Here is a 26634-nt window from a genome sequence, read left to right as displayed (position 1 = left end):
GTCATGGCGGAGGCGGGCAAGGCGAAGGTCGAAACGGCCGTCAGGCGACGACGCTCTCCCGACGAAGCCCGCGCCCAGGCCCTGGTCAGCGCCCGCAAGCTGCTGATCGCCCATGGGCCCAACGGCCTGACCCTGCAGGCGGTGGCCCAGGACATCGGCGTCACCCACGGCACCCTGATCCACCATTTCGGCTCGGCCGCCGCGCTGCAATCGGCCCTGATGGGCGCGATGGTCCGCGACCTGGCCGTGGCGCTGGAGTCGGCCGTGGCCCATGTCCGCTCGGACGCGCGGGCGCCCAGAACCGTTGTGGACATCGTGTTCACCGCCTTCGACGAGGGGGGGGCGGGGCAGTTGGCGGCCTGGATCGCCCTGTCCAATCGCTATGAGCATCTGGAACCCGTGCGCGAGGCCGTCGTCGACCTGGTGACGGCCCTCGGCGAGAAGGTCCTGACCTCTGGCGAGGACCCGCCCCGGCACATTCCCTCGGCCTTGTTGCTGATCACCCTGTGCGCGTTCGGCGACGCGGTGATCGGCGGCCCATTGCGCGAGATGCTCGGGCGCGACCGCGACGCCGTGCGACGGCTGGCGGCCAATTTGCTCCCTGCCCTGATCGAATAATCAACACCGTCGTCAATAAGTATTGACACCTAGGTGAATAGACGCATCCTTAGGGTGAGGAGATCGTCCGGCCGCTGGCGACTCCGACAAAAAAGTGCGGCGAGGAAACGCTTTTGATGTCCGCCCCCGACTGGGGAGAGGACCCTTGGGAGGGGATATGTCTCAACGCATCCGCGCGCGCGCCTGTTGGATCGCGGGGGTTTCCGCCGTGGCCGTCATCCTGTCGGCCGGGCTGGCTCAAGCTCAGGGCCAGGCGGCGGCGCCGGCCAAGTCCAACCTGGTCGACGAGGTGGTCGTCACCGCCCAGCGCAAGGAAGAAGCGGCCCAGGACGTGCCGATCGCCATTTCGGCATTCTCGCAGGAGGCCCTCGACGCGGCGAAGATCGAGGGCGGGCCCGACCTGCTGAAGGCGATCCCGAACGTCAGCTTCACCAAGACCAACTTCAGCGGCGTCAACCTGACGATCCGCGGCATCGGCACCCAGGCCGTGTCGGTTTCGACCGACCCCGGCGTATCGATCAATTTCAACGGCACGGCCTTTATCCGTAACCGCTTCTTCGAGCAGGAATTCTTCGACGTCGAGCGCGTGGAGGTGCTGCGGGGTCCGCAGGGCACGCTGTACGGGCGCAACGCCACCGCCGGCGCGGTCAACATCATCTCGGCCCGGCCAACCGACGTCTTCGAAGGCGAGATCAAGGGCGAGGTCGGCGACTATGACAGCCGCCGGCTCAGCGGCTTCGTCAACATTCCGCTGTCGGGCGACAAGCTGGACCTGCGGCTGGCCGGCGCCTCGACCACCCGGGACGGCTTCGCCGAGAACGACGTCACCGGCAACAAGATCGACGGTCGCGATCTCTATTCCACCCGCGTCACCCTGGGCTTCAAGCCGGTCGAGACGGTGCGCGGCGCCCTGATCTGGGAACACTTCAGCGAAAACGACAGCCGGGCCCGCAGCACCAAGCAACTGTGCACCCGCGATCCGGGCCCGCAGGCCATGGGCGGCTTCACGCTCAGCCCGCAGGCCAGCGCCTTCTTCAGCCAGGGATGCCTGAACGCCTCGCTCTACGACGACGCGGCCTATGGCACGCCCAACGGCCTGTCGATCCCGTTCGTCCTGGCCTCGGTGACCAACACCGCCGTGCTGGGCCTCAATCCCGACGGCGTGTCGGGCCCCGTCAACCTGATGAAGGTGACCGACCCCTACGGCGGCATGATGCAGTCCAAAGACCTGCGACGCATCTCGTCGATCTTCGATCCGAAGTATCGCGCCAAGGCCGACGTGCTGGAGCTGAACGTCGACATCGACGTGGCGCCGAACCTGACCCTGACCTCGCAGACGGCCTACAACCGCGACCGCTACTTCTCCAGCGAGGACTACAACCGCTTCAACACCATGCCTGGGGTGTTCAACGACTCCACCGGCCTGGACAATGCGGTGGTGCCTGGCGCCCCGGCCCCGAACCTGACGCCCGGCGGCGTCTATTGCGATCCGCAACTGGGCTGTTCCAGCACGATCGCCGGCCTGGACCAGGTGCGGGCCAAGAGTCGCCAGTTCTCGCAGGAACTGCGTCTGTCGTCGGCCTTCGATGGTCCGGTCAACTTCAGTCTCGGCGGCAACTACACCGACTATCGCACCACCGAGGACTACTACGTCTTCTTCAACATCGTTTCGGCCATCGCCCAGAGCAGCGGCTATGGCAACAACAGCCTCGACCCGACCAAGTGCGGCACCAGCTTCGACGGCTCGACGCCGACGATCACGCCGGACGGCGCGACCGGCTGCATCTATATCGATCCCCATCCGCTGGACCAGATCGACGGCCTTGGCCACAACTACTTCCGCAGCAAGAACATCTACAAGGTCAAGTCGGCCGCGGTGTTCGGCGAGCTCTATTACGAGTTCGCGCCCGACCTGAAGCTGACCGCCGGCCTGCGCTACACCCGCGACCGCAAGACCTTCACGCCGGTGCCGACCCAGGTGCTGCTGTCGTCCTCGAACGGCGGCACGGTGGATGGCGGCTATCCGATCGGCGACGACATCAAGCAGAAGTGGGGCGCCGTGACCGGCCGCGTGGGCCTGGACTGGTCGCCGAAGCTGTCATTCACCGACCAGACCCTGGTCTATGCCTTCTACAATCGCGGCTACAAGGGCGGCGGCGCCAACCCGCCGGCCATCGGCTACAGCGACGAGCCGTTCCTGCCGGGCCTGCCGCCGCTGGTGCAGCTGACCTCGTATCCCGACACCTTCAAGCCCGAATACGTCAACGCCTTCGAGCTGGGCGCGAAGAACACCCTGCTGGGCGGCGCCCTGACGCTGAACGGCGCGGCTTTCTACTATGACTACAAGGGCTACCAGGTCTCGCAGATCCAGGATCGCACCGCGATCAACGAGAACTTCGACGCCAGGATCTGGGGGCTGGAGCTGGAGTCCGCCTGGCGGCCGACCCGCGACCTGCGCCTGACCGTCAACCTGGGCTACCAGGGCAGCAAGCTGGCCGACGGCTCCCGGTCGATCGACGTGGAGAACCGCACCCAGGGCAATACGGACTTCACGGTGATGAAGGGCAGCCCGTTCCTGCCGTCCAACTGCGTGGTGTCCAAGAGCTATGTCGCCAGCCTGCTGGCCACCAACGCCGCTTTCGGTCTGCCCGACTACGCCAGCCTCAGCGCCGTCTGCCCCGGCTCGATCCTGGGCCTGTTCCTGTTCCCGGCCCCGACCGAGGCTGACCTGCCCAATGGCGGTCGCGGCTTCTATGCCGACGTGTCGGGCCACAGCCTGCCCAACCAGCCCAAATGGACCCAGTCGATCAGCGTCGACTACGCCCTGCCGCTGTCGGGCGGCTGGATCGGCGGCGTGCACGGCGACGTCTATCACCAGTCGCAGTCCTGGGCCCGCGTCTACGAGGACGCGATCGACAAGCTGCACGGCTGGTACAACGTCAATCTGCGCCTGACCCTGGCCAAGCCGGACGACGGCCTGGAGTTCGAGCTCTACGCCAAGAACCTGCTGGATGACACGCCCATCACCGGGGCCTTCATCAACAGCGACGACACCGCCCTGACCACCAATGTCTTCACCCTGGATCCGCGAATGATCGGCGCCAGCATCCGCAAGCGCTTTTGATCCAAACCCCGCGGCGCCCGTCCCGGCCGCGGGGCGGGCGCCGCTGTCGTGCCGGAGTTCGAACGATGGCATCACCCCGCGCGCCCGCGCCCGCCGCGGGCTCTGCGCCGCCCCGCCCCGACCTGGGCGCCTGGATGACGACCCATGGGCCCCGGCTGCGTCGCTACTTCACGCGCCGGGCCCCGCGCGCCGACGCCGAGGACCTGGTCCAGGACGTGTTCCTGCGCGTCCAGGCGGCCCAGCTCGACGAGCCGATCGTCGAGGTCGAGCGCTACCTGTTCACGGTGGCCCACAATGTCCTGATCAGCCGGGCCAGGCGGCTGGGCGTGCGGGCGGCCGAGCTGCGGCGCTCGTTCGCCGAATGGTCCGAAGCCGCCGAGGACCTGTCGCCTGAGCGCATCGTAGGCGCGCGGCAGGACTACGCCCGGGCCATGGCGGTCATCGAGCGCCTGCCGCCCCGCACCCGCATGGCCTTTCGCCTCAACCGCATGGAGGACCTCAGCTACGGCGCGATCGCCGAACGCATGGGAATCTCGAAGGACTCCGTCAAGGAGCTCCTGCGACGCGCCAACACCCACCTCGACCAAGCCCTGAAGGGCGCCTGACCCACCGCCGCTCGCGGCAAGACGATCTCTGCACAAGGCTCGACCGCAAGGCTTTCAAAGCTTTGTGTCGCACCTGTGCGCCGGTCACCGATATCAGTCAGAATAATAAGATGCATAATCTATGATTGAATATTTTTAAGATACATACCCCCCTAACTCTATTATGAGGCGTCTAATACATCGGGTGAGGCAATCGCCCGAACGGCGCTGTAGCGCCTCATAAATACTAGGGAAACGCCATGAAAATCTTCGCTTCCGCCGTCGCTCTGCTGGCCACGGCCGCGTTCGCCGCCTCGGCTTCGGCCGCCTCGTTCAGCCCGGCCAACGGCACCTTCACCGGTACGGGCACCACCAGCCTGAAGAAGGGCTCGCTGACCATCCCTTGCACCGCCAATTTCACGGGCCACACCACGGGCGGCCTCGGCGTGATCGACACCGCCACGTTCAGCGGCGGTGGCGGCCTGTGCGGCCTGATCCACAAGACCGGCACCTGGAACGCCACCGCCACTTCGGCGACCGGCACCGGCGCCGGCACGGCCACCATCACGGGCGTGGCGGTGACGGCCTCGCTGTTCGGCACTTGCGGCCCGAGCACCGTGAACGTCTCGGTCAGCGCGGGGGGGCTGATCACCTTCGACAACCAGACCCTGAGCCCGGACTGCGCCATCAACGGCTCGGTCCAGACCAGCCCGGCCCTGACCATCGTCCCCTAAATCACGCCCTCTCCCGGAGACGTCGCCTTCCCCCTACCCCAGCGACGCAGGACCGGTCCTGCCCTGACGACTCCGTCGTCAGGGCGCTTTTTTGCACGAAAGTCGGGTGGTTCATGATGCGGGGGAGGCGGCTCCGGCCGTGGGCGTCGCCCACATCAGCACGTCGCCGGCCTTCACGCCCGAGACGATCTCGACCCCGTCCGGCGCGATCCGGCCCAGCTTGACCGGGACGGTGCGCGGCGGACCGCCGCGGCGATCCTGAACCTTGACCCAGGCGGCCGGCGCCGCGCCCTGGATCGCGGCCGGCGGCGCCACCAGGGCGGCCGGATTGCGATAGAGGTCCACGGTGATGTTGGCCGTCATGCCGATGCGGATGGCCTTGGCCTGATCGGGCGTCAGGGCGTCCAGGCGCGCCGTGGCCGGAAAACTGGCCAGCGGTCCTCCGGCGACGGCCGGCGCCGCGGCCTGGCCGGCGACCGAGGTCACATGGCCCGCCACGGCCAGCCCGCCGAAGCCCGGCCCGGTGACCGTCACGGCCATGCCCGGCTGCACGCGGTTGGCGTCGGTCTCGCTGAGCTGGAAGGCCACCGCCAGCCCGCCGGCCCGGGCGATCGAGCCGATCAACCGCCCCCGGGTCACCGCCTGGCCGGCGTGGAGCGGCTCGGCCTCGTCGCCCTTGCCCACCGGCCGCACGATGACGCCGGCTTCCGGCGCGCGAACGATCGCGCCCGCCGCCTGGCCGTCCAGGCGGGTGAGCTGGGCGCGGGCGTTGGCCAGATCCAGAGCCGCGACGCGACGGTTGGCGCCGGCGCCCTGGGCGAGCACCGCGGCCAGGTCCTGGCGGGCGCCGGCCAGCACCATCTCCTGGTTCCGCTTCTGCTGCGCCAGGCCGTCATATTCGCCCCGCGCCACCAGCCCGCGGTCGAGCAGCCCCCGGGTCTCGGCCAGCTTGCGGTCGAGATCCGCAAGGTCGAGGGCGGCGGCGTCCACTGTCCGCCGCGCGCGCGCGACCTCGGTCCCACTAGACCAGTCGGCCAGGGTTTCGGCCGTTTTCGACGCCTTCAGATAGGCCGCCTCGGCCTCGTTGCGGCGCTGGCCGATCTCGGCGGGATCCAGCTCGACCAGGACTTGGCCTGGCGTGACGCTGGTTCCGTATTCGAAGCTGAGGCGTCGCACCACGCCGTCGAACGAGGCGACGACGTCGAGGCTGTCGCCGGGGACCACCGAACCGACCAGGCTCAGCGTGGCGGCGAAGGGGCGGGGTGAAAGCGTCAGGGTCTGGGGCGCGGCTGGATCGGGGCTGGCGTCCCGGCGCGGCGCCAGGGCCAGGCACAGCCCGAGAACGGCGACCCCGGACACGGCCGCCACGACCGTCCACTTCCGAGAACGCCAGATCGCCAGGGCCTGTCCGCGCGCCGCCATGGCTCAACCTTAGGGTCGAGGTCGCATCGCCGTCTACAACAATGTCAGTAGATGGTGGCCCGGGCGGCTCATTCGTCGCGCAGCGCCACGATCGGGTCCAGCCGGGAGGCTCGGAGCGCCGGGTAGAAGCCGAAGATCATCCCCACCACGGCGGCCAGGCCTGGCCCCAGGGGCAGGACATAGGCCGACAGACTGAAGGTCCAGCCCGACGCCCTGGCGGCCACGAAGGCGGCCAGCAGGCCGAACGCCAGGCCGACGAGGCCGCCCATCAGGGCCAGGATCCCCGCCTCGATCAGGAACATCGCCTGGATGTCGCGTGGCGTCGCGCCCAGGGCGGCCCGCAGGCCGATCTCGCGCCGGCGCTCCATCACGCCCATCATCATGACGTTCATCACCCCGATGCCGCCGACCAGCAGCGAGATCGCGCCGATCGCCGTCAGCAGGCGACTGTGGATGGCCTTCTGGGCGTTCAGGCTCTGGATCAGCTCCTGGGCGCTCACGGCCTGCGGGGCCGAGGTCGGATTGGCCAGCCGGGCGACCAGCCGCCCGCCCACCGCCTTGGCGTCCGCGCCCGGGCGCAGGCGCAGCAGCACCGTGCTCGGCTCCGGCGTGGCCATGATCCGGGCCGCGTCGCCCAGCGGCACGAGCACGGCGGTGTTGTAGTCCGTCGGGTCCATGGCGGTGAACGCCACGGGGGCGAGCACGCCGATCACCGTGAACACATAGCCCCGGATGCGGATGCGCGAGCCCGGCCCCGTCGGCGCGCCCGGCGCGGACAGGGCCGCCGCCGTGTCGGCGCCCAGCACCGCCACCAGATTGCCCTCGTCGACCGAGGCGAACAGCCGTCCGCTGGCCGTCGAGAGGTGGACCAGGTCGGGCAGGTTCGGGGCTGCTGCGATGATTCCAGCGTCCTGGCTGGCCGGACCGATCGCCACCTTGGCCCGGTCGATCGTCAGGGGCACGGCGGCCTCGACGTCCGGGTCGGTGCGGGGCAGGGCCTCGATCGCCGCCCGATCCATCGTCGCAGGGAAGGGGCCCACCGGATTGGCGTGGATCTGCAGCATGTCCACGCCCATGTGCGCGAACAGCTTCAGCGTCTCGCGCTGCGCCATGTGTCCGATGGTCAGCATGGCCACGATCGAGGCGGCACCGATCAGGATGCCCAGCAGGGCCAGGGCCGAGCGCTGCCGCTGGGCCAGCAGGTTGGCCAGCGCCTCGGCGCCCGACTGGCTCCAGGTCCGTAGCGCCGCGCGCGGCCAGGGGGAGGTCAGGACGGTCATGCCGCCGCGCCCGCCTCGGCCACGACCCGGCCGTCCAGCACCTCGATCCTTCGCTCGCAGCGGGCGGCCAGGTCCCTGTCGTGGGTGACCATCAGAACGGTCACGCCCAGGCGCTGGTTGAGGTCGCGCAGCAAGGCCATGACGTCGCCGGCGGTGACGCTGTCGAGGCTGCCGGTCGGCTCGTCGGCCAGGATCAGGCGGGGCTGGCGGATGAGAGCCCGGGCCAGGGCCACCCGCTGGCGCTGACCGCCGGACAGCTCGGCCGGACGGGCCTGGGCGCGATGCGACAGGCCCACCCGATCCAGCATGGCCAGGGCGCTCTGCTCGCGCTCGCGGGCCGAAACGCCGGCATAGACCAGGGGCAGGGCGACATTTTCCCAGGCGTTCAGGCGCGGCAGCAGGTTGAACGACTGGAAGACGAAGCCGATCGTCGCGCCACGAAACCGGGCCTCCCGTCCGCGATCGCCGAACGTGACATCCAGGCCGTCCAGGCGCAGGACGCCGCTGGTGGGCCGGTCCAGCAGGCCGATGATGTTCATCAAAGTGCTCTTGCCGGAGCCTGATGGGCCGACGACCGCGCAGAACGCCCCCGCCTCGACCTTGAAGCTGACGCCGCGCAGCACGGGCGTGGCCTGGTCGGGCGGGCCGTAGGTCTTGGTCAGGTCGAGGACTTCCAGCACCCGTCCATCTTGCGCAGCGGCGCAACTTGAACAAGAGCCCGGAGCGTGTTTTGTTGACTTTAGTGTCAATATCGGTGGTCGGGTGGCGCGAGGATGTCTGCGTATCGGGTTGCCGAGCCTCGCCCGCGCCCACGCCTTACGGGGTGGCGGCTGGTCGCGGCGGCGCTGGCCTTCGCCCCGATCTCGCCGGCCAGGGCTCAGGCGCCGGTCGCCTCGCCGGCCAGGCCGCCGCCCGCCGCAGTCGGTCCGCGCCTGGCGCTCAGCCTAGCGGACGCGGTGTTCCTGGGCCTGCGCGACAACCGCGCCATCAAGTCGGCCTATGTGGTGCGGGCCGCCGAGAAGTACGACCTGTCCGTGGCCGAGACCCGGTTTCGGCCGATCGGGGCGATCATCGGCTCGGCCGAGGCCACCCGGGCGGGAGACCTGCGCGGCTCGACCCTGCAAGTGAACCCAAGCGCCTCATGGCTGGTCCCGACCGGGGCGCAGTTCGATTTCGGCTGGGCGCGCCAGACCGTCCGCAGCGGCGGAAACGACCTGACGACGCAGGTGGCCACCCTCGGCGTCAGCCAGCCGCTGCTGCGTGGGGCCGGCGTCGCCGTCAACACCGCGCCCGTGCGCCTGGCCCGGCTGCAAGACGCCATCGACCGCCTGAGCCTGAAGGCGACGGTGTCGGACACGGTCAGCCGCATCATCCTGGCCTATCGCAACCTCGCGCAGGCCCAGCAGCAACTGGTGATCGCCCGCCAGTCGCTGGAGCGCTCGCGCGCCCAGCTGGCCACTAACCAGGCGCTGATCGACGCCGGACGGATGGCCGCGGCCGACATCGTCCAGACCCAGGCCGACATCGCCGCCCAGCAGGTGGCGCTGCTGCAGGCCGAGCAGCAGCGTAACAGCGCCCAGATCGCGCTGCTGGCCCTGCTCGCCGTCGACCTGCACACCGACGTGGTGGCCGCCGACGCGCTGGACGCCAAGCCTCTGGTCGTCGACCTGGACCAGGCGATCGCCACGGCCCTGGACAACCGTCCCGACTTCCTGTCGCAGAAGCGCGCGGTCGAGCAGGCGCGCCAGGGACTGATCCTGGCGCGGAACAACCGTCTGTGGGACGTGTCGGTCTATGGCGCGGTGCAACGGCAGACCGAACGCGGCGACCTGTTCGACGACCCGATCACCGGCGCCCCCGTGGCCGGCGCCAGCCTGCCCCGCACCAGCGGCGCGGTCGGCGTGCAGTTCCGCGTCCCCCTGGGCGACTACCGCCCGCGCCAGGCCGAGATCCAGGCCGAAACCCTGGTGCGGACCCAGGAGCTGCGCCTGGACGACCTGCGCCAGACCGTCGAGGCCCAGGTGCGCGACGCGGTCCAGGGCGTGGAACTGGCCTGGCGGCAAGTGGAGGCCACGCGCCTGTCGCGCGACCTGGCGGCCAAGACCCTGGAACTGGAACGCGAGAAGTTGAGCGCCGGGCGGGCCTCGAACTTCGAGCTCCTGACCTTCGAGGCCAATCTGCGCTCGGCTGACCTGCAGGCGCTGAACGCCTCGATCAACTATCTCAACGCCCTGACCACGCTGGACCAGCAGTTGGGCGCCACCCTCGACACCTGGAAGGTCAGCCTTCAGGACTGAGGCGGCTCACTCTTTCGGCGAGGCGGTCGAGACCCGGTGGATCAGGGTGAAGGGAATGAGTTCGTCCCTCGGACGGGCCCCGGCCTCGGCGTTGCGGGCCACGCCATTGATCAGCATCTTGGTGGCCAGGGTCGACATCTCCACCAGCGGCTGGCGGATGGTGGTCAGTTGCGGGCGGCTGAGGCGCGAGACAGGGCTGTCGTCAAAACCGGCCACCGAGAGGTCGCCTGGACAGGAAAGCTCGGCCTCCGCCGCCGCCGCCAGGGCGCCCAGGGCCATTTCGTCGGAGCTGGCGAAGATCGCCGTCGGCCGTTCGTCGAGGCCCAACAGGGCCGCGGCGGCCGTGTGGGCGGACTCGAAGGTGAAGTCGCCCGGGCGGATCCAGGCCTTGTCGATCGTCAGGCCGCCCGCTTCCATGGCGGCGACGTAGCCTTCCAGACGGGCCTGGCTGGCGCCGTAGCGCTGGTCGCCGGTGATGAAGCCGATCCGTTTGTGGCCCAGGCCGATCAGGTGGTCGGTCATCTCGCGCGCGGCGGCGACGTCGTCCATGTGCACGCGGGGACCCCGGCCCTCGGGCTTTTCCGGGCCCAGGCGCACATAGGGCGTACCGGCCTTGTCCAGCAGTTCCAGCACCACCTCGTTGTCGCACGAGGGCGGGGTCAGGATCACGCCGTCGGGCTTGAGGGCCGCCAGCAGGGCGCCGACTTCCTGGCGCACGCGTGGGCCGTCGTGGTCGACCAGTTCGACCAGCAGGTGATAGCCGGCGGCCCTGGTCTCGACCGTGGCGCCCAGCTGAATGCGCTGCAGGTAGTCCGAGCCGCGCTCGCTGCGCCAGTGGTCCAGGGTCAGGGAGGCGTCGACGAAGACGGCGATCACGAACGAGCGCGAGCCAGCCAGGCTGCGGGCCGATAGGTTGGGCGCATAGCCCAGGGCTCCGGCGGCCTCGAGCACGCGCTCGCGCATCTGCGGCCGGACGTTTGGCTCGTTGTTCATGACCCGCGAGACGGTCTTGATCGACACGGCGGCCCGCGCCGCGACGTCATAGATCGTCACCGACGCCATGGGCCTGTCCGTTCGCCTTGGTCCTGGTGGGGGGGACTCATCTTCATGTCGCCAGCCTAGTGCAACTGCGCGCCATAAGGCGACGTTCGGAATCCAAAAAAGCGCGGTCCGGAGCCGCAATGCGGGCTTTGTCGCCGCTCGCGCCTTGTGTCCCCCGGCCCGGAAGGCCAGTGTCCGAGCCAATCGCGGCGGAGATCGCGTCCGGCAGGGGAGGGATGATGACGGCGGCGGAGGCGGTGGGAAGCGACAGGGCAAGGCCGACAATACCCGTGAAGCCCAGCTTCATCGCTGCGTTCACCCTGGCCCAGATCGGGGCCTATGTCAGTTTCATGCCCCTGTTCCAGGTGCTGCTGCCGCTCAAGGCCCAGACCATCGATTCGGCCGGCAAGGCCATCCTGCTGAGCCAGGTCGCCATTCTGGGCTCGATCAGCGCCAGCCTCGCCAACCTGCTGGCCGGGGCGATCAGCGACCGGACCACCTCGCGCTTCGGCCGACGGCGTCCCTGGATGGTGGCCGGCGCCCTGGGCACGGTGGCTTCGTATTTCCTGATCATGATCGCCCACAGCGCGATCCAGCTGATGGCCGGGATCGTCTGCTTCCAGGTGGCCTTCAACCTGCTGTTCGCGGCGCTGCTGGCGGTGCTGCCCGACCGGGTGCCCGACGCCCAGAAGGGCAGGGTGGCGGCCTTCCTCAGCCTGGGCCATCCGATCGGCGCCATGGCCGGGGCGATTCTCGTCGGCGGACTGCTGGTCGGCGAGGCCTCGCGCTATCTGGCCATCGCCGTGGTGCTTCTGCTGGCGATCGCCCCGTTCGCCCTGGGTCTGAACGACCCGCCGCTGCCGCCGGGCGAGCGGCCGCCGTTCGACTGGCGCGTTTTCGTGGCCGGGTTCTGGATCGATCCGCGCGCCCACCCCGACTTCGCCCTGGCCTGGGCCAGCCGGTTCATGGTGCTGGTCGCGATCACCCTGACCCAGAGCTACATGCTGTTCTACCTGCAGGACGCACTGCATTATTCCGACCTGTTCCCGGGCCGTCGCGCTGAGCAGGGCATGGCCCTGCTGACCACTGTGGCCACCTGCGCCAACGTGGCCTGCGGCATGCTGGGCGGCATGCTGTCGGACCGCCTGAAGCGTCGCAAGCTGTTCGCGGCCGGCGCGGCCATGGGGCTGGCCGCGGCGATGCTGGTGTTCTCGCTGGTCCCGGGCTGGCCGGTGGTGGTGGCGGGCTTCGTGATCTTCGGCTGCGCGGTGGGCTGCTACTACGCGGTCGACATCGCCCTGGTCAGCCAGGTGCTGCCCTCGCAGAAGGACGCGGGCAAGGACCTGGGGGTGATCAACCTGGCCAACACCTTGCCCCAGGCCATGGCGCCGATCCTGGCGATGTGGGTGCTGGGTCCGGCCCACGTCAACTATCACGCGCTCTATCTGGTGGCGGCCGGGCTGGCGGCGGCTGGCGGTCTAGCCATCCTTCCGATACGGGGCGTGCGTTAGCCTTTTTCGAGAACCCCGTGCCCGACCTGATCCCCATCGACGATCCGAACGATCCGCGTGTCGCCGCCTATCGCGACATCAAGGAGCGCGACCTGGTCGGGCGCCAGGGGCTGTTCATCGCCGAGGGCGAGACCGTGCTGGCGGCCTTCGTGCGCGACGCCCCGCAGCGCGTCCAGTCGCTGCTGATCGACGGCAAACGGATCGACAAGCTGGGCGAGGTGCTGGCGGGCCTGCCGCCGGGCGTTCCGGTGCACGTGGCCGGCCAGGCCGTGCTGGACGCCATCGCCGGCTTTCACCTGCATCGCGGCGTCCTGGCGGTCGGGGCCAAGCCGAAGCCGCTGTCCGCGGAGGCGTTGCTGGCCGACGTGGGTCCGCGCGCGGTCGTGCTGGTGCTGATGGGCATCGCCAACCACGACAATCTGGGCGGCATCTTCCGCAACGCCGCCGCGTTCGGCGTCGACGGCGTGATCCTGGACGGCGACTGCTGCGATCCGTTCTATCGCAAGGCCATCCGGGTTTCGATCGGCGCCACGCTCAGCGTGCCGACCGCCGGGCTGGCGCCGGGCGAGGACCTGGTCGCTCTGTTGGCGCGCCACGGTTTCCAGGCGCTGGCCTTGAGTCCGGGCGCGGGGGAGACCCTGGCGGAGCTCGATCCGCCGGCCCGGGCGGCGGTGCTGCTGGGGGCCGAGGGGCCAGGATTGTCGAAGACGGTCATGGATCGGGCGCGCACCATCGGCATTCCCATGGCGAACGGCTTTGACTCGCTGAACGTGGCCACCACCAGCGGGATCGTGCTGCACCATCTGCGGTTCGCGAAGCGGTGACGAGCAAGGAATGACACCGGTGACTTGCCGCCGCGGAAGCCCCGCCATAGGGTCCCTGCGCGTCGCTTAGGGAGATCGCATGTTCAATCGCCGGGGAACCCTGGCCAGCCTGACGGGCGGCCTGCTGACATCGCTGGTGGCGGGCGCCGCCCTGGCCGATCTGAAACCGACCCAGCCTCCGAAGGCCCCGATGGATCCGACCGAAGTCCTTCCCCTGTGGCCCGGCGACCCGCCGGGCTCGGCCGGCGTCACGGCCGTCGAGACCTTGATCGACCGCACGGTCGCCGGCGGTCTTCCTGACCGGGCCACCACCCACACCCGCAAGCCGACCCTGACGGTGTTCCGCCCGGCCAAGGCCAATGGCGCGGCGGTGGTGCTGATGCCCGGCGGCGGCTACGAGCGCGTGGTCAGCGACAAGGAGGGCTTCGAGACCGCCCGCTGGCTGGCCGATCGCGGCTACACCTGCTTCGTCCTGCTCTACCGTCTGCCCGGCGACCATTGGGGCGCGGGCCCCGACGCGCCGCTGCAGGACGCCCAGCGCGCGGTGCGCCTGGTCCGCTCGAAGGCGGCGACGATGAGGTTCGACCCGGCCCGGGTGGCGATCATGGGCTTTTCGGCGGGGGGGCACCTGGCCGCCAGCCTGACCACCCGCTTCGACGCCAAGGTCTATGACCGCGTCGACGCCGCCGACGACCTGTCGGCCCGGCCCGACCTGTCGGGCCTGATCTATCCGGTGGTGTCGATGGTGGAGGGGCCGGCCCACCCCGGCTCGCGCAAGCAACTGCTGGGCCCGTCGCCGACGCCCGAGCAGGTGGCGCTCTATTCGCCCGACCAGAACATCACTGACCGGGTCCCGCCCGTGTTCCTGCTGCACGCCGCCGACGACAAGACCGTGCCGGTGGTCAACAGCCTGATGATGTTCACCGCCCTGAAGGCCAAGGCGGTTCCGGCCGAACTGCATGTCTTCGAGGAGGGCGGCCACGGCTTTGGCCTGCGCTCGATCGACGGCAAGCCGGTCGCGGCGTGGCCCACCTTGTTCGAGACCTTCGCCAAGCGCCACGGGGTTTGAACGGCGACGCCGCTCGCTGAGGCGACGCTCCGGATGTCGCTATGGGTGGTTATCGGACCACGACAGATGGTCGGCTCAAAGATCTACGCCTGAGCCACGTTCCGACAGAACTTGAAATGAGACAAGCTGGCGTCAGGAGTAGCGCCCAAGAAATCAGGGCCACGAGTATATATGCGGGGCCATCGACGGAGCGTGGGTCTGGCTTTGTTAGCGGAGTAAGCCACGCGAAAATAAGGACACAGATTGGGAAAATAAGTCCGCCCGCGACTGCAATCGCCCAACCTTTGATGTTGGGCGAGGCGGCAACCGCATAGGCGAGTAGCCCGGCGACAATCGTTGGCCCAACCAGCGCGGCGGCAATCATGCTTTGGAATTGCCAGTCTGCCGCAGCCATCGTCTGTCTCATCACCGCCGTTTCACGCGTTAGACTCTAATCGTCGTAACGTGCATGCGCAAAGCGGGCTGTGCACTGTCCGACTTGGTCGTGAGCGGACATTCGTATCCTACGGTGCGCAGCTCCGGTCCTTCGCCGCCCAGCGCTTGCGTTCCTCCTCCAGCGCCCTCTGCCAGCGCGCCCGCAGCACGCCCGGCCGCTGGCCGTGGCGTTCGTCGAGGAACTCGGCGCCCTCAATGCGATCGGTGCGGAAGTTGCGGAAGTCGTTGCGCAACTCGCACCAGGCGATCAGCAGGCGCACGGTCTCCAGATAGCCCACGGTCACCGGCCAGACGACGCGCTGGCTGACCGCGCCCTTCTCGTCGCGATAATCCAGGCGGATCTTGCGGCCAGCGTGGATCCAGGCCCGGGTCTGGGCGATATCGATGCCGTCGGGCAGGGCCTTCCAGTTCATGCCGGTCCCCGTGGCGGGGGTCAGCACATAGGGGCGCAGTTGTTCGGGGACGGCGGCGGCGATCTTGGCGATCAGGTCGTTGGCGGCGGTGGCGAGCACCGGGTCGCCGCGGCCGGCGACCCACTGGGCCCCCAGCACGGCGGCCTCGATCTCGTCGGGTGTCAGCATCAGGGGCGGCATGTCGTATCCGGCCTCCAGCACATAGCCGACGCCCGCCTCGCCGCGGATGGGCGCCCTCTGGCCGATCAAGGCGGCGATATCGCGATAAACGCTGCGTTTGGAGGTCTCCAGTTCGGCCGCCATGGCGTCGGCCGTCACCGGCTGGCGGCTGCGGCGGAGGATCTGGATGATCTGGAAAAGGCGTTCGGCGCGTCTCATGAGGCCACTCTGCTCGACCGATGCTGACAGCATGCTGGCAGCAGGATGGCGGTAGCGTCCGATTGTCGCAACACGAAGTCTGGACGGACGTCGAAGGCGGCTCAGCAGGGAGAGACCACCATGATCACGCTTTACGCCGCCGGACCCGCCTTCGGCCTCCCCGAAGGCAGCCCCTATGTGACCAAGACCGAGATCCACCTGAAGATGGCGGGCCTCTGGTACCAGAAGGTTCCGGCCCACCCGGAGACCTCGCCCAAGGGCCAACTGCCGTGGATCGACGACGACGGCGTCAAGGTGGCCGACTCCACCTTCATCCGCGCCTATATCGAGCGCAGCTACGGCGTCGACCTGGACGCCGGCCTCAGCAAGGCCCAGCGCGGCCAGGCGTGGGCGATCGAGCGGATGGTCGAGAACCACCTGGGCTGGGCCAGCTGCCATTTCCGGTTCTTCGACGACGACAACTTCGCCAAGGGCCCGGCCCGCTGGTTCGACGGCATGCCGGGCGAAGCGAAGGCCAAGGCGATCGACGGCCTGCTGGACACCGTCCAGGCCAGCCTCAAGTCGATCGGCATCGGCCGCCACTCGCCCGACGAGATCCTGGAGTTGGGGGCGTGGTCGCTGACGGCGCTGTCGGAGATGCTGGGCGACAAGTCGTTCATGATGGGCCACCGGCCCACCAGCGTCGACGCCATCACCTTCGCCATGCTGGCCCAGATCCTGACGCCGTTCTTCGAGTCGCCCCTGCGTCGTCGCGCCGAAGGCCTGCCCAACCTGGTCGGCTACGCCGAGCGGATGATGGCGGGATACTATCCGGAGTTCGCGCCGGAAGTGCGCGCGGCGGCCTAGCCTGGCTGCTGCCGGGGACACGCGCTCCAGGCGAGGCCAACGATCATCCGGTCGAAGTCTTCGTGCGCGCGTGTCCCCGGCGGTGCGCCTATGCTCAGTGTTTCTTCTTCTGGGCGTCGTTGGCCTCGAAGTCGTCCTTGCGGTCGGCGTCGTGAGCGTGGTGGACGTCCGTTTCGCCGCCGCCGCCGGAGACCTTGCTGTGGCGGCTGTAGCGATCGGGATCGTCCGGATCCTTGACGGTCGGGTCGGGGCGCGGCTGCTTGGCGTTTTCGTGACTCGAGCCGGGACCACCCCAGCGGTCGGCGGCGGGATTCTTGTCAGGCATGGTCAGCGGTCCTGTTGATAGCCGGGATGGGTGGTGTTCTGGCGGATGTTTCCCTGACGGCCCTGCTCGGCGAGATTGACGTCGCCGTCGCCGGGTTCGTTGGACTGCAATCCGGTCTTTTCATCCCGGCGGCCGTTGGTGGCGCCTTCGATGGCCGGCTTCTGGCCCTTGAAGGCGCGTTGCTCGGACGGAATGGGCGGGGCTTTGGACATTGGCTTCCTCCATTGTCTGCCCTTTTCAAACCGCTCGGAAGAGCGGGTGTTCCCAGCGCCCAGCTTGCCGGGCGGCTCGAACATTTCGGCCTGGATCATCCACCGGCATCTTCGGAATCAGTGTTCCGGTGCTATCTAGGAGCGTGTTCGGGATAGGATACCCTCTTGTCAGATACAGAAGCGCCTCAAGCCTCCGCCGCCTCGGACCGCGCCAGCCAGACCCTGCATCGGGCCCTGGACATCCTGGAGGCCGTCGCCGAGGGGGCCCATAGCCTCAAGGCGTTCGAGGCGCGTGTCGGCCTGACCCGCAGCACCACCCACCGCCTGGCCTCGGCCCTGGTCGATCGCGGCCTGCTGTCGTCGGTGGGGCGCGACTACCGCCTGGGCGGGCGGCTGGTGCAACTGGGACACCAGGCCCGCGAGCGGCTGGGGTTGGCGGACGTCGCCAGGCCCGTGCTGGCCGCGCTTTCGGCCGAGACCCAGGACGCCACCAACCTGGGCACGATCACCGGCGACGACGTCCTCTATGTGGGCCAGGCGCCGGGCCGGCGCCGGCTGGAGGTCCGCCACCGCGTCGGCGACCGCAACCGCATCCGCGACACCGCCCTGGGCCGGGCCTTGCTGATCGACGCGCCGCCCGAGCGCTGGTCGCAGCTCTTCGCCGACGATCCGCAGTCGCCAGCGGCGGTGAGCTTCTTCCGTGAAATGGAGACGGCGCGCCAGGTCGGCCATGCGCTGCACCTGGACGACGGCCTCGACAGCATCCGCTGCATCGCCGCCCCGATCCGCGACGCCAGCGGCGCGATCGTCGCCGCCGTCAGCCTGTCCAGCGTGCCGCAATACATGGACGAGGCGCGGATGGTCGAGCTGACGCCGCGGGTCAAGGCCGCCGCCCTGGAGATCGGCGCCGCCCTGGGCTTCAATCCCGCGCGCCTGAACCTTGAGCGTTAGTACCGCATCTCCAGCCCCACCCGGATCTCGCGGCCGGTATGGTGCTGGTAGTTGGCCAGGCCGCTGGTGTCGGAGAACTGGCGCTGGGCCGCGTTCAGCAGGCTTCCGCCGGCCGCCGTCAGCCACCAGCCCGGCGCCACCTGGTAGCGGGCTGACACGTCCAGGCTGGTATAGCCATTGACCCCATCGACATTGGCGCCCGTGGAGGCCGGTATGGCGGTCAGGTAGCGGCCGCGGTGGGACAGGGTCGCGCGCAGGTCCAGGCCGCTGCGGCGATAGGCGGTGGTGATCGTCCCCACCAAGCGGGGCGAGCCCAGGCTGTCATGGGCGACGAACGGCGCGCCGGCGAGATCCTGGAAGCGCATCCGCGAGCGGGTGTAGGTCAGGCCCGCGCGAACGCTCCAGCCGCGCAGGGCCGGAGCGGCCCGATCGAGCGGGGCCTGCAGCGCCAGCTCCACGCCGTCCAGGTGGCCGCCGCCGCGATCGGTCCGGGTCAGGAACTGCCAGATCGGCAGCTCCGGCGCGCAGCCGGGCAGCCGTCCGCAGGCCGTCGCCGCCACGCTGTCGGGCAGGCCGAACGGATTGTCGGCGAACACCGTGGGCGTGGTGGCGACGGTGAGAGCATTGGACCGGATGGTCTTGTGGAAGACGGCGACCGATAGGATCGAGCTGGGCGCGAAATACCATTCGACGGCGGTGTCCAGGGTGTCGGCCCGGGTCGGGCGCAGGAATGGATCGCCGGCTGAGGCCGAGCGCAGGCCGCCTGTCGAGACCGTAACGCCGGGGCGCAGGCTGCGCAGGTCAGGCCGCGCCATCGCCCGCGCGGCGGCGAACCGCAGCAGCAGGTCGTCGCGTGGCTCGAGCGTCAGGTTGAATGACGGCAGCAGGTCGTCATAGGCCCGTCTGGCCGAGACAGGCGTCACCGAGCCGGGCGCGTCCATGTCGAGGGTGAACCCCTGGGACACCTGGCCGGTACGGGCGTAGCGCAGGCCCAGGTCGCCGCGCGGCGACCAGGGCCCGTGAACGGCGAAGGCGGCCTGCAGATAGGCGGAGCTGTCTTGCTCCTCCACGCCGTAGTTGAGACCCAGCAGCGGTTCGGGCCCTAGCGCCAGCGACCCGCAGGCGCTGGACGCGCAGGCGGCCTGGAAGCGGGCGAAGGCGCTGGCGACATCCGGCGCCAGCCAAGCGTCCGGCGTACCGGTCGCGGTCGCGAAGCGGTTCGACCAGACTTGCCGCAGGTAGGTCGACGGCGGGATCGCCGCGAGGGCGGCCGGGATGTCGGCGTTGAGGTTGGCGATCGTGCCGTTCGACCGCGACAGCGCCGTCGCTTCGGTGTTGTAGGCCTTGTGCTGCAGTCCGCCCCGCAGGGTCAGGCCGTCGTGAAGGGCCCATTCCAGATCGACGCCGACGGTCTTGAAGCTGTTGTCGACCCAGTTGGGCTCGGATCGCAGCTCGGCCAGGCTCCAATTCGCCGGCGTCGTCAGGTCGGCCGAGCCGAAGTCGATCAGCGGCCGTCGGTGGTCGCCAAAATCGTAGGCGAAACCTTGAACGTCGTACTGGTCCAGCTGGACGGTGGCCTGCAGCGGATTGCCGAAATCGGAGCGGCTGTAGCCCGCGAGGGCGTTCAGGATCAGCCGGTCCGACAGGCGGTGGCTGACCGACAGGGTGGTCTGGCGAAAGATGGTCTTCAGCCGGTCGAGCCGCGACTCGGCGCGAACGTCGACATTGTCGAACGCGCCGGCGATCAGCACCGGCAGGCCCGGGCGCGGGGTTATGATCGTGGCGTCCCGGACCTTGACGGCGGCGATCCCGCAGTCGGCATTCAGCGGCGTGCGGCAGGACCCCGCCGTGCGCAGCGTGAAGGTTTCCAGCAGGTCCTCCCGCCGTTCCGACGACAGCTCGGCATAAAGCACGTCCAGGTCGACCTGAGTGCGGCCGGACGGTCGCCACTGCAGGCTGCCGGTCAGGCCCAGCCGCTCCTGTTCGATCCGGAAGATTTCCAGCCGGGGGATGCGCGGGTGCAGGGCGGCGTTCAGCGCGGCCAGGTCCGGCGCGCCGGCCGCCGTGCTTCCAAAGCCCGGATAGACGGTGTCGCCGGCCTGCCACTGTCCGGCGTTGGCGCCGACGTCCTCGACCGCGCGCTTGCTATAGGCGGCCGAGACCAGGATTCCGAACCGGTCATCTCGACTGCGGCGGGAGACGATGGCTGAAAGGCGCGGAGCCGCCTTGTCGGCGCCGAAGTTGTAGGCGCCCTCGACGGTGAGCTGGACCCTGGAGCGTGGACCGTCGAGGGGCGAGCGGGTCTGCAGGTCGACGGTCGCGCCCAGCGAACCTTCGTCGACATCGGCCGACGGCGTCTTGCGCACCCGGATCTGGTTGAAGAGGTCGGCGGCGAAGACGTTGAAATCGAAGGCCCGGCCGCGATTGGTGCCGCCGCCGGCGTTCGTTCCGCCGAACGTGGCCAAGGTCTCCATGCCGTTGATGCGCACGCGAGTGAACTCGCTGCTCAGCCCGCGCACGCTGACCTGGCGACCCTCGCCGCCGTCGTTGGTGACCGCCACGCCGGGCAGCGACTGCATGGCGCCGCCCAAGTTAGGATCGGCCAGGCCGCGCAGATCGTCGCCCAGCAGGATGTCGCTGGTCCGGGCCGACAGGCGCTTCATGCGCAGGGCCTCGCTGCCCAGGTCGCGCGCGACGACCAGAACCGTGCTCAGGGCGGCGGGTTCGTTGTCGTCCGGCGGCAGGAGACGGGGGCGGGAAGGGGTGACCGCGGGCGGCGGAGGGGCGGGCCTGATGCTGATGACGCCGTCGGCGCTGATCGACAGGTCCAGGCTCGAGCCACGCAGGAGGCGTCGCACCGCCTCGGCCGGCTCCAGGCGACCCCGCACGGCCGGCGCCGTGCGACCCCGCACCAAGTCCGCCGGCGCGATGATGATCGTCCCGGTTTGTCGTGACAGCGCAAGCAGGGCTGTCGGCAGCGGCTGGGCGGGAAGGTCGACGGACCGCGTCGCGGCCGCCCGGGCGGCGGTCGGCGCGACAGCCAGGGCCAGCGTCGCCGCGACACAGGCCAGCCGGCGGCCGCGCCCGGCGGCGCGAACCTCACGGGGCACGGGGCTCCGGAGCGCGTTTCGGATCGGCGGCGACCAGGATCCGGCCGCCGCGGCCGTCCGAGGTCAGGCGCACGGGCAGCACGCGCGGCAGTTCGGCGACGAAGCGGTCGGCCTGGGCGACGTCGAAGGCGGCGGTGACCTTGAGCCGGCCCGTGGCGGGCGAGCCGATCGCCAACGGCCGCTGGCTGTAGCGATTGAGGTCGGCCACCACCTCGGCCAGGGGCGCATCGTCATAGGCCAGGCGGCCCTGCCGCCAGCCGCCGGCCAGGTTCGCCTGGTCCAGCGCGCCCACGGTCAGGGCGCGACCCTCGGCGACCACCGTCTGGCCGGCGCGCAGCGTGACCGCCCGGTCCTGGGCGTCCGGACGGTCCGAAACCTGGACCACGCCCTGCTCGACCTCGATCCGCACCGTGCGGCCGGCGCCGCGATGAACGTTGAAGCGCGTGCCGACCACGCGGACCAGGGCGTCGCCGGCCTGGACCGTGAACGGCTGTCCGCCCTGATGGGCGACGACGAAGAAGGCCTCGCCGCGGTCCAGGGACAAGGCCCGAGGTCGCCAGCGCGAGGCGGCGCGCAGGCGAGAGCCCGGGGCGAGGGTGACCTGGCTGCCATCGCCCAGCGCGACCTGACGGCTCTGGCCCGACGGCGTCTCGTAGGCCGGGCCGGGCAGGGCGACGACCAGGGCCAGGCAGGCGGCCAGCAGGCCGCCGGCGGCGGCCAGGGCAGGGACGCGCCACCGCGCCGCCGGGCGCCATACGGGGCCGCCCGCGGTCGAGGTCCGCAGATGGCCCAGCATCATGACGACCGCCTCGGCCTGCTCATAGGCGCGGCGATGCTGCGGGTCGGCGTCCAGCCAGGCGCCGAACTGCCGCGAGCGCTCAGGCGGGAAGTCCTCGCCCACCACCGCCAGGGCCCAGGCGCGGGCGGTCTGGCCGATCGGCGAGTCAGGATCGACGGCTTCGTTCACGCGACAGTCCTCGATAATCGGCGGTTCCATGGATCAGGGCGCGCTGGCAGACGGCCAGCGCCTCCTCGACGGTCTTGCGCACCAGAGACTGGGAGACGCCGAAGCGCTCGGCGATCGCCACGAAGCTCTGGCCCTCCAGCCGGTTGGCCAGCAGGTACTGGCGATGCCGGTCGGGCAGGCCCTGAACGACCTTCTCCAGCAGACCCATCTGTTGCTTGGCGATCAGGCTACGCTCCAGGTCGGGCGTCTCCTCGCTGTCGATCGCCAGCAGCGGCGCCGAAGCGTCCAGGGTGCGGCTGACGCGCGCCTGGCTGCGGCGCTCGTCCAGCATCAGGTTGATCGCCACGCGGAACACGAAGGCCCGGGGGCTTTCGATCCGCTCGGCGCCTTGCAGTTCGCCCAGCTTGAAGAAGGCCTGCTGGGCGACGTCCTCGGGGTCGGGCGGTCCGGGTCCGAACCGCGCACGCAGGAAGGCGCACACGTCACGCCATTCGCGGGCGTAGGTCGCTGAATAGGATGGGCGGTCACGCCACCGATCCCTTCCGTCGCGATCCGCGCCGACGCCTGGCCTGACGATTCGAAGCTTGGGCGTCTTCGCCTCGAACACCGGTGCTCCCCAGTCACGTCGGTCTTTTTCTTGAGGGCGCGACGATGGGAGGGAACGAGCCGGCGATCAACCGAAAGCGAAAAAAAAGGGGGCGAGCGAACTTTCTTGTGCGGATCGATCGGTCGAAAACGTCGTTTCCGGTTACGCAAATTGGCGGAGAAATATTCTCATATTTTCCCATGATACCGCTATCTTTTCCTCTTTTCTCGACGTTCTTGCCATGTCTATCCTTATGACACCGGTGACAAAAGGCCGGAAGGAGAAAGGCGGTCGCGAACCGCCCGGGACTGACTGGGGAGGAAAAGTCCATGACCACGTCCATGCATCCGCGCACCTGCGCCCTGCTGCGCAATTCGTCGCGCCTGGCGCTGACGACGGCGCTCACAGCCACGTTTTCGATGGGCCTGGCGGTGGGAGCCGCCCACGCCCAGGACGCCGCCGTGGCGACGGTCAGCGGACCTGACGTCGTCGAGGAAGTCGTCGTCACCGGCTATCGCGCCTCGCTGCGCAGCGCGATGGAGACCAAGAAGACCTCGGACGTCATGCTCGACGCCATCAACGCCGAGGATATCGCCGACTTCCCGGATTCGAACCTCGCCGAATCCCTGCAACGCCTGCCCGGCATCTCGATCGACCGCGACAACGGCGAGGGCCGCACGATCAGCGTCCGCGGCCTGAGCGGCGACTTCAGCCGGGTGCGGATCAACAACATGGAGGCGCTGTCCACGGGCGCCAACAACGACGCCGGCGCCAGCCCCAACCGCTCACGGGCCTTCGACTTCAACGCGTTCGCCTCGGAGCTGTTCAGCTCGGTGCGGGTACGCAAGTCGTCCTCGGCCGACGCCGACGAGGGCTCGCTGGGCGCCACGGTGGACCTGATCACCGGCAAACCGTTCGACTACAAGAAGACGGCCTTCGCCGCCTCGGCCGAGGATTCCTATTACGAGAACGGCAAGACCCACAGCCCGCGCCTGACCGTCCTGGCGTCGGACCGCTGGTTCGACGGCAAGGTCGGCCTGCTGCTGTCGGGCGCCTACGCCAAGCGCAAGTCGGTGGACGACAACTATGGCCGGGGCGCCGGCTCGTCCGACTACACCTATCGCGGCTCGACCTGGACCGGCGACGAGCTGCCCGGTCGCGCCGGCTTCGCCGCGCCGACCGGCACGGTGTTCCGCGCCTTGATCCCGACCACCCTGACCGGGGCCGCGCTCGACACCTACAAGGCCAATCCGGCCAACTACTACAACCCGATGGCCAACCCGGCCGCCTATGCCGAGATGACGGGCTCCGACCCGGCCGCCTACGCCAAGCTCTATCCGAACTGCGCCGCCACGGCCGCCCAGCCGGTGGCGTCCCTGACCCCGACCACCCCGGGCTGCAACGACTCGCTGATCCGCTTCCCGGCCCTGCCGACGCTGAACCAGAAGGACGTCGACACCGAGCGCCTGGGCCTGACCGGCGCGTTCCAGGTCCAGATCAGCGACCGCACGCGCCTGACCGTCGACGCGCTCTATTCGCGCTTCAAGAGCGTGACCACCAACTACGGCCTGTCGCCGGTCGGCCTGAACCGCAACAACACCAACGCCAGCTACGCCTACGGCGGCAACGTGCCCACGGCGACCGCGCGCAACGGCTCGACCCTGACCGAGGCCCAGCGCCGGGGGCTTTATCCCGGCAGCTGCACCTTCGCCGAGGAAACCGACCTGAACCCCGGCCAGGATTGCGGCCAATCGCTCAACGGGACCGCGCCCGTCAGCGGCTACACGTTCAGCTACAATCCAAACAACCTGGACCCGTACGAGTACTACACCAACCCGGCCTCGCCCGGTTACGCCGGGCCGGGCGCGAGCCTGCCGTTCCGCGGCGACCTGATCGGCCGTCCGTCGGTCAAGCTGCTCGACGCCGAGGTGGTGGGCCAGAACGCCGAATATCTGAAGCTGGGCAATGTCGACTGGCGTTCGGCCGCCGACCGCGGCGCCTACACCACCGACTTCCGCCAGGTGTCACTGGACCTGACCCACGAGTTCAGCGACCGCTTCAGAGGCCAGTTCAGCGCCGGCCTATCGGAGTCCACGAACAAGAACACGGGCACCCTGGTCGAGTTCAACTACATGGACGCCTCCGAGCCGTTCATCTTCGACGAGCGCGGCGCAACGGGCATGCCCAGGTTCGACGCCGGCTTCAACGCCGCCGATCCTAACAAGTGGGGGATCATCAAGGGCTTCTCGGCCATGCGCAACTACGAGCGCGAGACGGTCAACACCTACAAGGGCCTGAAGGCCGACTTCACCTACGAGGTGGACGACCACTGGACGATCCAGTTCGGCGGCACCGGCCGCCGGTTCAAGTTCACCACCAACCAGTTCGAGCGCAATAGCGACCTCCTGAACCCGACCGAGAAGGAGGCCGGTGTCAGCATCGCCTCGCTGGGCCAGGTCGTCGAGTTCGGCGATGGCCTGGAGGTTCCCGAGGGCACGACCACCAGCTTCTTCGCGCCCAGCCTGGAAGCCTTCGACAACGTCTTCGGCTTCACCTGCAACTGCATCAACAAGTACGGCGACTTCCGGATCACCCGGAAGCGCAACCGTTCGACCTCGTTCGGCGTGACCGAGGAGAACCTGGCCTACTACGCCCAGTTCAACTTCAACTACGACGTCCTGGACGGCCGCCGGCTGTCGGGCAACGTCGGAATCCGTCAGGCCCACACGGCCGTGGACTCCCAGGGCGAAACCACCGCCGGCCGCGCGATCTACGGCAAGAACAGCTATGACGATACGTTGCCGGCCGGCAATGTGACCTTCGAAGCCTTCCATAACTTCTACGTCCGGGCCGCGGCGGCCAAGGTCATGGCCCGGCCGCTGCTGGGCAACCTGTCGCCGGCGGTGACCGGCATCAGCATCCCCAGCGACGGATCCAGCACCGGCGCGACGCTGACCGTGGGCAATCCCAAGCTGTCGCCGTTCCGCGGCAAGGCCTACGACATCGCGGCCGAATGGTACTTCACGCCGGGCGGCCTGATCAGCCTGGGCTATTTCCGCAAGGACATCGCCTCTTACCCGCAGACGATCTTCTACGAAGCGCCGCTGTCGGCCTTCCTCGATCCGGCGGCGATCGAACAGCTGAAGGCGCAGTTCCCGGGCGCGACCGGCGGCGACGTCTTCCGCCGCGCCTATATCGACGCCGACAACCCGGTTCTCGCCCGCCAGGTCCGCGACGCGCCCGGCGGAGTCCTGCAGGGCTGGGAGTTCAACTACCAGCAGGACCTGACCTTCCTGCCCTGGTACTTCAAGAACCTCGGCGTCCAGTTCAACATGACCAAGCTGGACACCAAGCTGACCTATATTCTCGATCCGGGTTCGGTGAACGCCGCCACGGGCGCGGTCACCAAGGCCCCGGTCTATGGCCAGGGGCCGTGGCTGGGGGCGTCGCCGAAGGGGGTGAACTTCACGCTCTATTACGAGACCGACAAGTTCAACGCCCGGGTCTCCGTGGCCCATCGCAGCCGCTACTACACGACCTATCCCATCAGCGCGGGCAACTGCGATCCGGGCCTTCAGGCCAATGGCTCGGCCTGCGACAGCCCACTGATCAACGAGTTCAGCGGCGCCAAGTCGACCACCAACGTGGATTTCTCGATGCGCTACCAGCCGCTCAAGCAGATCAGCATCACCTTCGAGGCGCTGAACATCACCAACGAAATGGCCGAACGGTTCGCTTACGCCGATCCGGTCGTCCAGTCCTACGGCGGGACGGGTCCGAACTACCGGATCGGCGTCCGCTACAAGTACTGATCCGTTTCGGCCTGCGGTCGGCCGGCATGGGCCGGGCCGATCGCGGCCGGTCGCCAAGCCGCCTCCCGCGGTGACTTCGGCGGATGGCCGTCCTT

General features: G+C 69.1%; 21 protein-coding genes and 1 pseudogene. 12 read left to right on the top strand and 10 right to left on the bottom strand.

Going from position 1 to position 26634, the window contains the following annotated elements:
• Positions 1 to 3 precede the first annotated feature (3 nt).
• From G3M57_RS18960 to G3M57_RS18945, 5 genes and pseudogenes are all read left to right on the top strand, one after another.
• Positions 4 to 618, top strand: coding sequence for a TetR/AcrR family transcriptional regulator (locus G3M57_RS18960; RefSeq protein WP_163233797.1), 615 nt, complete (start codon positions 4 to 6; stop codon positions 616 to 618).
• Positions 619 to 775: 157 nt separating this feature from the next.
• A pseudogene (locus G3M57_RS27995) lies at positions 776 to 1268 on the top strand (TonB-dependent receptor plug domain-containing protein); the annotation flags it as partial.
• A gap of 344 nt (positions 1269 to 1612) precedes the next feature.
• Entirely contained in the window at positions 1613 to 3742 is a 2130-nt protein-coding gene (locus tag G3M57_RS18955; protein ID WP_425278114.1) for a TonB-dependent receptor domain-containing protein, read from the top strand.
• Between the two features lie 65 nt (positions 3743 to 3807).
• A complete protein-coding gene (locus G3M57_RS18950) occupies positions 3808 to 4347 on the top strand; it encodes an RNA polymerase sigma factor (protein ID WP_163232320.1) in 540 nt (179 codons plus the stop codon).
• A gap of 239 nt (positions 4348 to 4586) precedes the next feature.
• A complete protein-coding gene (locus tag G3M57_RS18945; protein WP_056757823.1) occupies positions 4587 to 5060 on the top strand; it encodes a hypothetical protein in 474 nt (157 codons plus the stop codon).
• A gap of 111 nt (positions 5061 to 5171) precedes the next feature.
• On the opposite strand, the gene G3M57_RS18940 is transcribed toward G3M57_RS18945, so the two are convergent.
• The 3 genes from G3M57_RS18940 to G3M57_RS18930 form a co-directional block, all read right to left on the bottom strand.
• Complete coding sequence (locus tag G3M57_RS18940) at positions 5172 to 6482, bottom strand: HlyD family secretion protein (RefSeq protein ID WP_163232318.1); 1311 nt, start codon at positions 6480 to 6482, stop codon at positions 5172 to 5174.
• A gap of 68 nt (positions 6483 to 6550) precedes the next feature.
• Positions 6551 to 7762, bottom strand: a complete 1212-nt coding sequence (locus G3M57_RS18935) for an ABC transporter permease (protein WP_163232316.1) — start codon at positions 7760 to 7762, stop codon at positions 6551 to 6553.
• Positions 7759 to 8442, bottom strand: coding sequence for an ABC transporter ATP-binding protein (locus tag G3M57_RS18930; RefSeq protein ID WP_163232314.1), 684 nt, complete (start codon positions 8440 to 8442; stop codon positions 7759 to 7761). Before G3M57_RS18930 ends, G3M57_RS18935 begins: the two co-directional genes overlap by 4 nt.
• Before the next feature lie 93 nt (positions 8443 to 8535).
• Between G3M57_RS18930 and G3M57_RS18925 the strand changes: the two genes are divergently transcribed.
• Complete coding sequence (locus G3M57_RS18925) at positions 8536 to 10059, top strand: TolC family protein (protein ID WP_163232312.1); 1524 nt, start codon at positions 8536 to 8538, stop codon at positions 10057 to 10059.
• A gap of 6 nt (positions 10060 to 10065) precedes the next feature.
• On the opposite strand, the gene G3M57_RS18920 is transcribed toward G3M57_RS18925, so the two are convergent.
• Positions 10066 to 11121, bottom strand: coding sequence for a LacI family DNA-binding transcriptional regulator (locus G3M57_RS18920; RefSeq protein ID WP_163232310.1), 1056 nt, complete (start codon positions 11119 to 11121; stop codon positions 10066 to 10068).
• A 218-nt stretch (positions 11122 to 11339) separates the two neighbouring features.
• Between G3M57_RS18920 and G3M57_RS18915 the strand changes: the two genes are divergently transcribed.
• The 3 genes from G3M57_RS18915 to G3M57_RS18905 all read left to right on the top strand — a co-directional run bounded on the left by G3M57_RS18915 (position 11340) and on the right by G3M57_RS18905 (position 14504).
• Positions 11340 to 12611 (top strand): MFS transporter, encoded by a 1272-nt coding sequence (locus tag G3M57_RS18915; protein ID WP_163233796.1) that lies wholly within the window; start codon positions 11340 to 11342, stop codon positions 12609 to 12611.
• Between the two features lie 17 nt (positions 12612 to 12628).
• Positions 12629 to 13435: a TrmH family RNA methyltransferase gene (locus tag G3M57_RS18910; protein WP_163232308.1), complete on the top strand. Its 807-nt coding sequence runs from the start codon at positions 12629 to 12631 to the stop codon at positions 13433 to 13435.
• Positions 13436 to 13514: 79 nt separating this feature from the next.
• On the top strand, positions 13515 to 14504 hold the full coding sequence (locus G3M57_RS18905) for an alpha/beta hydrolase (RefSeq protein ID WP_163232307.1): 990 nt from the start codon (positions 13515 to 13517) through the stop codon (positions 14502 to 14504).
• 503 nt (positions 14505 to 15007) lie between these two features.
• Here the strand turns inward: G3M57_RS18905 and G3M57_RS18900 are convergent.
• A complete protein-coding gene (locus G3M57_RS18900) occupies positions 15008 to 15730 on the bottom strand; it encodes a helix-turn-helix transcriptional regulator (RefSeq protein WP_163232305.1) in 723 nt (240 codons plus the stop codon).
• 120 nt (positions 15731 to 15850) lie between these two features.
• Here G3M57_RS18900 and G3M57_RS18895 point away from each other — a divergent pair, with 120 nt between their 5' ends.
• A complete protein-coding gene (locus tag G3M57_RS18895) occupies positions 15851 to 16576 on the top strand; it encodes a glutathione S-transferase family protein (protein ID WP_056756749.1) in 726 nt (241 codons plus the stop codon).
• Between the two features lie 94 nt (positions 16577 to 16670).
• Here G3M57_RS18895 and G3M57_RS18890 read toward each other — a convergent pair whose 3' ends face one another.
• Positions 16671 to 16901: a hypothetical protein gene (locus G3M57_RS18890; protein ID WP_200945259.1), complete on the bottom strand. Its 231-nt coding sequence runs from the start codon at positions 16899 to 16901 to the stop codon at positions 16671 to 16673.
• 2 nt (positions 16902 to 16903) lie between these two features.
• Positions 16904 to 17212: a hypothetical protein gene (locus tag G3M57_RS18885; protein ID WP_230983675.1), complete on the bottom strand. Its 309-nt coding sequence runs from the start codon at positions 17210 to 17212 to the stop codon at positions 16904 to 16906.
• Between the two features lie 66 nt (positions 17213 to 17278).
• Between G3M57_RS18885 and G3M57_RS18880 the strand changes: the two genes are divergently transcribed.
• Positions 17279 to 18064: an IclR family transcriptional regulator gene (locus G3M57_RS18880; protein WP_163232303.1), complete on the top strand. Its 786-nt coding sequence runs from the start codon at positions 17279 to 17281 to the stop codon at positions 18062 to 18064.
• Here the strand turns inward: G3M57_RS18880 and G3M57_RS18875 are convergent.
• From G3M57_RS18875 to G3M57_RS18865, 3 genes are read right to left on the bottom strand one after another with little or no spacing between them, the layout of a single operon-like run.
• Positions 18061 to 21174, bottom strand: a complete 3114-nt coding sequence (locus tag G3M57_RS18875; RefSeq protein WP_163232301.1) for a TonB-dependent receptor — start codon at positions 21172 to 21174, stop codon at positions 18061 to 18063. The genes G3M57_RS18880 and G3M57_RS18875 overlap by 4 nt on opposite strands.
• Positions 21164 to 22141 carry a FecR family protein gene (locus G3M57_RS18870; protein ID WP_163232299.1) on the bottom strand — a complete coding sequence of 326 codons (978 nt, stop codon included), beginning with the start codon at positions 22139 to 22141 and terminating at the stop codon, positions 21164 to 21166. The genes G3M57_RS18875 and G3M57_RS18870 overlap by 11 nt, the downstream gene beginning before the upstream one ends.
• The gene (locus G3M57_RS18865; RefSeq protein WP_269141708.1) at positions 22119 to 22748 is read right to left on the bottom strand and encodes a sigma-70 family RNA polymerase sigma factor; all 630 of its coding nucleotides are present in this window, start codon (positions 22746 to 22748) and stop codon (positions 22119 to 22121) included. Before G3M57_RS18865 ends, G3M57_RS18870 begins: the two co-directional genes overlap by 23 nt.
• Before the next feature lie 308 nt (positions 22749 to 23056).
• On the opposite strand from G3M57_RS18865, the gene G3M57_RS18860 reads away from it, so the two are divergent.
• Positions 23057 to 26539 (top strand): TonB-dependent receptor domain-containing protein, encoded by a 3483-nt coding sequence (locus G3M57_RS18860; protein WP_230983674.1) that lies wholly within the window; start codon positions 23057 to 23059, stop codon positions 26537 to 26539.
• The last annotated feature ends 95 nt before the right edge of the window (positions 26540 to 26634 follow it).

Origin of the sequence: Caulobacter rhizosphaerae (assembly GCF_010977555.1) — a bacterium.
GTDB lineage: Bacteria > Pseudomonadota > Alphaproteobacteria > Caulobacterales > Caulobacteraceae > Caulobacter > Caulobacter rhizosphaerae.
This window is presented reverse-complemented; position numbering and strand designations above follow the sequence as displayed.